The sequence below is a fragment of the Arenimonas sp. genome, assembly GCF_019459675.1.
GTDB lineage: Bacteria > Pseudomonadota > Gammaproteobacteria > Xanthomonadales > Xanthomonadaceae > Arenimonas.
The window spans coordinates 1-4,882 of the sequence record NZ_JAIBFH010000343.1; the positions used below are offsets into that span (position 1 = coordinate 1).

A 4,882-nucleotide genomic window follows, 5' to 3' on the forward strand; every position below is an offset into this window, starting at 1 on the left:
CCCCCGCGTCGTTTCTGCGCTACATTGGCGCAGGCCCAGGCGAAGGAAAAAACCATGCGTGTCCGCTTCCACGGTGCGGCCGGTGAGGTCACCGGGTCCTGTCATGAAGTCCAGGCCAACGGCCACCGCTTGCTGCTCGACTGCGGCCTGATCCAGGGCAGCCCCTCGGACGAACGTCGCAACTTCGAACCCTTCTCCTTCGACCCCGCCGCAGTGGACGCCCTGGTCCTGAGCCACGGCCACATCGACCACTGCGGCCGGCTGCCGGTGCTGGTCAAGCGCGGCTTCAAAGGCCCCATCTGGACCCATGCCGCCACTGCCGACCTGCTCAAGGTGATGCTGGAGGATTCCGCCTTCATCGCCGAGATGGACGCCGAGCAGGCCAACAAGCGCCGCGAGGACGGGCACGCCAGCCACAAGCCGCTGTTCACCCGCGCCGACGTCGGGCCGGTGCTGCGGCAGGTGAGGCGGCTTGATTACGACGCGCCGCAGGAAATCCTGCCCGGCGTCACCGTCACGCTGCGCGACGCCGGCCACATCCTGGGCTCGGCCACCGTGGAGCTGCGCGCCCGCGAAAACGGCGCCGAACGCGTGCTGGTGTTCTCGGGCGACCTGGGCATGAAAGGCACGCCGATCCTGCGCGACCCCGCGCCCGTGCCGCGCGCCGACCTGCTGCTGCTGGAGTCCACCTACGGCGGCCGCGCCCATCGCGAACGCGCGGCCACCATCACCGAGATCGGCGAGATCCTCAACCACGCCTGGGACGACGGCGGCAACGTGCTCATCCCCGCTTTCGCCGTCGGGCGCACCCAGGAGGTGCTGTACTGGTTCGCCCGCTACTGGGACGAGTGGAACCTGTCGCGCTGGAAGATTTTCCTCGACAGCCCCATGGCCACCAAGGTGGTGGAGGTGTACGACGGCCACGAAGACCTGTTCGACAGCGCCGCCCTCAAGGTGTGGGCCGGCAGGCCGCACCCGTTCCGCCTCCCGAACCTGCGCTACACGGCCGACGTGGAGGCGTCGCGCGGCATCAACGCACACGAGAGCGGCGCGATCATCATCGCCGGCTCGGGCATGTGCAACGGCGGCCGCATCCGCCACCACCTGCGCCAGAACCTCGGGCGCCGGCAGGCGCACGTGCTGTTCGTCGGCTACCAGGCCCAGGGCACGCTGGGCCGCCGCCTGGTGGACGGCGCGCCGCGTGTGCGGATGTTCGGTGAAGACATCCAGGTGAACGCCCAGCGCCACACGGTGGGCGGCCTGTCGGCCCACAGTGACCAGCCGGGGCTGCTGGAGTGGTACAGCCAGTTCGAAAACCACCCGCGCACCGTGCTGGTGCACGGCGAGGACGACGCGCGCGAGGCGCTGGCCGCGATGCTCAAGGCGCGCTTCGACACCGACGTGTCGCTGTCGCGGCCCGGCATGGAAGTCGAGGTCTAGCCATGGCGCCCGCGCCGGGCGAACCGTCAACGGCGTCCGGGCCGGAGCCCGAACGCCCGTTCGCGGTGCCCTGCGCCACGCTGGACGCCCGCGCGCCCTGGCGCTGGCTGCGGCTGGGCTGGGCCGACTTCATGCGTGCGCCGGCGCTGAGCCTGCTGTTCGGCGCGGTCATCCTGTGCGTCAGCATCGCCGTGTCGGCGCTGGCCTGGTCACTGGGGCGGTTTGCACTGCTGGCGGCGCTGCTGTCGGGGTTCGTGTTCGTGGCGCCGCTGATCGCGGTGGGGCTTTATTGCGTCAGCCGCGCGCTTGAGGACGGCCGCACGCCCACGCTGCGTGATTCGTTCGTGCTGGCGCGGCGCGTGGCGGGGCAGGCGGGCGTGTTTGCGCTGGTGCAGCTGGTGGTGCTGATGCTGTGGTCGCGCGCGGGCATGATGGTGAACGCCTTCGTGGCCGTTGAAGACGGCAGCTGGATCACGCTGGTGGAGTTCCTGCTGATCGGTTCGGCGGCCGGGTCGGTGTTCGCCATCTTCACCTTCGCCACGGCGGCGTTCTCGCTGCCGATGATTGCCGACCGGGACGTGGACATGGTGACCGCCGGCGTGTCCAGCGCCAACGCCGTGCTGCGCAACAAGGCGGTGATGGTGCTGTGGGCCGCGCTGATCGCGCTGCTGACGGCGGTGGGTTTCCTGACCGCCTACCTGGGCCTGGTGGTGATCATGCCGTGGCTGGCCTATTCGGCCTGGCACGCCTACCGCGAAACGCTGGACGCCTCGAGCTGGCCACGGCTGGACTGATCGGCCGCGCGCACCAGGGCGGCGATGCCGCTGGCGGCATTGGCTTCGCGCGCCAGCGCCCGCTCGGCGGGGTCGGCGAAGTCGCGGTCCCAGGCCAGCAGCCGCGGCGTCATCAGCGCATGCCACAGCGGCGGCAGCAGGGTCAGCACCATCACCGTGAGGTAGCCGCCCAGCATCATCGGCGCATCGGGCATGGGCTTGAGGTCCTGGTAGGGCACGTCGCCCTGGGCGTGGTGGTGCGAATGCCGGCTCAGGTTGAACAGCGTCCACGAACTGATGCGGCGGTTGGTGTTCCAGGAATGGCGCGGCTGCACCGGCGCCGCCGGATCGCGCACGATGCCGTAGTGTTCCATGTAGTTCACCACTTCCAGCAGCGCCTTGCCCATCAGCCCGCAGGCCGCGAAGAACAGCGCGCCCGCCGCGCCGCCCACCGCCCAGGCCAGGGCCAGCACCACCGCGCTCATCGCCCAGCCGCGCAGCACCGCGTTGTGCACCGACCACACCGGCAGGCCCTGCCGGCGCAGCCGCCCGCATTCGATGTGCCAGGCGCTGGCGTTGCTTTTCACCGTGGAAATGGCGATGTGCGCGTACACGCTGCGCCCGCGCGGCGCGGTGGCCGGGTCGCGCGGCGTGGCCACGTAGCGGTGGTGGCCGTAAACGTGTTCGATGGTGAACGACGTGTCGAAGCTGAAGGCCATCAGCCAGCGGCCAATCAACAGCGACGCCCTGTCCCACGTGCGGTGCATCAGTTCGTGCGCGGTGATGGTGCCGATCATGCCGATCATCAGGCCCGTCAGTATCACGGCCGAAACATGGTGGCCCAGCGTGGTGGCTTCGCGCGCGGCCAGCACGTCATAGCCGGTCCATGACGTCAGCCACGCGCCAAAGCCCAGCGGATCGCCCGCGCTCACGCCCCATACCGCGGCGAAGGAAATCAGCGACACCAGCGGCAGCGCCAGCCACAGGTGGCCGGTGAGCAGGGCAGGGCGGCCGTAGCGCGGCGTGCGCAGGTCGTTGCCCGACACCGCGTCGCCCAGGATGTAGAACGACACGATGGCCAGCAGACCTGCGGTGATCCAGCCACCGCCGGCCAGCAGCGCCACCGTGGCCGACAGGCCCACCAGGTGGAAGCCGAAATACTTGGCGTAGTCCCAGAAGCGCGCCGGCTCGCGCGGGGCCTCGGGGGCAGGCGCGGCGATCTTGCCCGTGGCGCTGGCGGCGGCGGGTGCGCCCAGCGCCACTTCAATGCTGATGTCGCTGCGCGGCACGCTTTGGCAGGCCAGGATGTAGCCGCGTTTGATCTGGTCGTCGTCCAGCAGGTAGGCCGGCTGGGTCAGTGCGCGCACCTGGCCCTCGGCCAGCCGGCATTTGCAGGTGCCGCAGGCGCCCACGCGGCAGCGGTTGGGAAAGGCGATGCCCTGGCGCAGCGCGGCCTGCAGCAGCGTCTCGCCGGGGGCCACGTCAATGCGCTGGCCGTTGATGTGCGCGGCCGTGCCTGGGTTGATCGATGCCATCGCCACTCGCTCCGTTGCCTGGACCCGTAGGGCGAATCTAGGCGCGCGCGGCACTGGAAGTCAGGTCATTTATCGCCAACACTAGGTCATCTCTCGCCAGCCCCGACCCGCATGACCGACCCGCGTCCGCCGCTTCCCGGCTACTACCTGCGCCACGTGGCCGACCAGCTGCAGCGGCGCGGCGTGGCCGTGTCGCGCTGGCTGCAGCCGGCCGGGCTGGCGGCCAGCGACCTGGACGACCCCGCGCTCAGCGTGCCTTTCGCCCGCTTCGAACAGCTGGTGCGCGACGCGCTGTCGCTGTCGCAGGAGCCGGCGCTGGGCCTGTTCGTCGGCGAGCGGCTGGCGCCGGCCACCCACGGCGTGGTCGGCGACGCCGTGCTCAGCAGCGCCACGGTGCGCGAGGCCATCGGCCTGTTCGAACGCTTCGTGCCGCTGCGGCTGCCCATTGTTGCCGTGTCGCTGCAGGTCAGCGCCACGCAGGCGCGCCTGTGCGTCAGCGAAACCTGCCCGCTGGGCGACATCCAGCGGCCCGTGCTGGAGGCGGTTCTGCTGAGCGTAAAGAATGCCGTGGAGGCGATTTCGCTCGGCGCCAGCCGCATCGATTCGGTGGGCTTTGCCTTCGACGCGCCCGACTACGCCGCCCTGGCGCGCGAAGTGCTGCGCTGCCCCGTGCGCTACGGCCAGGCGTGGACCGGCTTCCGCCTGCCGCTGGCGCTGCTGGACCAGCCGCTGCGCACCGCCGACGCCGTGGCCTTCCGTGAAGCCGCCGGCATCTGCCAGCGCGAGCTCGACCGGCTTACCGCCCACACCACCCTGGCCGCGCGCGTGCAGCGGCTGATGCTGGAACAGCAAACCGGCTTCCCGTCGCTGCTGGTCACCGCGCGCCTGCTGCGCCTGCCGGCGCGCACGCTGCACCGTCGGCTGGAAGAAGAGGGCACTTCGTTCAAGCAGCTGCTGGAAGGGGTGCGCCACACGCTGGCGCTGGCGCACCTGCGCCAGGGCCGCTTCACGGTGGAAGAAATCGGCTACACGCTGGGCTATTCCGACCTCTCCAACTTCCGCCGCGCCTTCAAGCGCTGGGAAGCCCAGCCGCCGTCGGCGTTTCGCAACCGCCGTCCAGGCTAGCCGCCGCGC

4 protein-coding genes are annotated in these 4,882 nt (G+C 70.5%); 3 read left to right on the forward strand and 1 reads right to left on the reverse strand.

The window, feature by feature from the left end; all coding sequences use genetic code 11:
• Together K0M70_RS11470 and K0M70_RS11475 are read left to right on the forward strand one after the other, a co-directional pair.
• Positions 1 to 1,440: MBL fold metallo-hydrolase (locus tag K0M70_RS11470; protein ID WP_290782007.1), on the forward strand; the 1,440-nt coding region annotated here is incomplete at its 5' end.
• A 2-nt stretch (positions 1,441 to 1,442) separates the two neighbouring features.
• Entirely contained in the window at positions 1,443 to 2,234 is a 792-nt protein-coding gene (locus K0M70_RS11475; protein ID WP_290782010.1) for a DUF2189 domain-containing protein, read from the forward strand.
• On the opposite strand, the gene K0M70_RS11480 is transcribed toward K0M70_RS11475, so the two are convergent.
• Positions 2,189 to 3,748, reverse strand: coding sequence for a fatty acid desaturase (locus tag K0M70_RS11480; RefSeq protein WP_290782012.1), 1,560 nt, complete (start codon positions 3,746 to 3,748; stop codon positions 2,189 to 2,191). The genes K0M70_RS11475 and K0M70_RS11480 overlap by 46 nt on opposite strands.
• Before the next feature lie 111 nt (positions 3,749 to 3,859).
• Here K0M70_RS11480 and K0M70_RS11485 point away from each other — a divergent pair, with 111 nt between their 5' ends.
• Positions 3,860 to 4,873, forward strand: a complete 1,014-nt coding sequence (locus K0M70_RS11485; protein ID WP_290782014.1) for an AraC family transcriptional regulator — start codon at positions 3,860 to 3,862, stop codon at positions 4,871 to 4,873.
• Positions 4,874 to 4,882: the final 9 nt, after the last annotated feature.

Excerpts from the sequence above, each read along its gene's own strand:
- K0M70_RS11480 (WP_290782012.1), bottom strand. The coding sequence starts at position 3,748 with ATGGCATCGATCAACCCAGGCACGGCCGCGCACATCAACGGCCAGCGC.
- K0M70_RS11475 (WP_290782010.1), top strand. The coding sequence starts at position 1,443 with ATGGCGCCCGCGCCGGGCGAACCGTCAACGGCGTCCGGGCCGGAGCCC.
- K0M70_RS11485 (WP_290782014.1), top strand. The coding sequence starts at position 3,860 with ATGACCGACCCGCGTCCGCCGCTTCCCGGCTACTACCTGCGCCACGTG.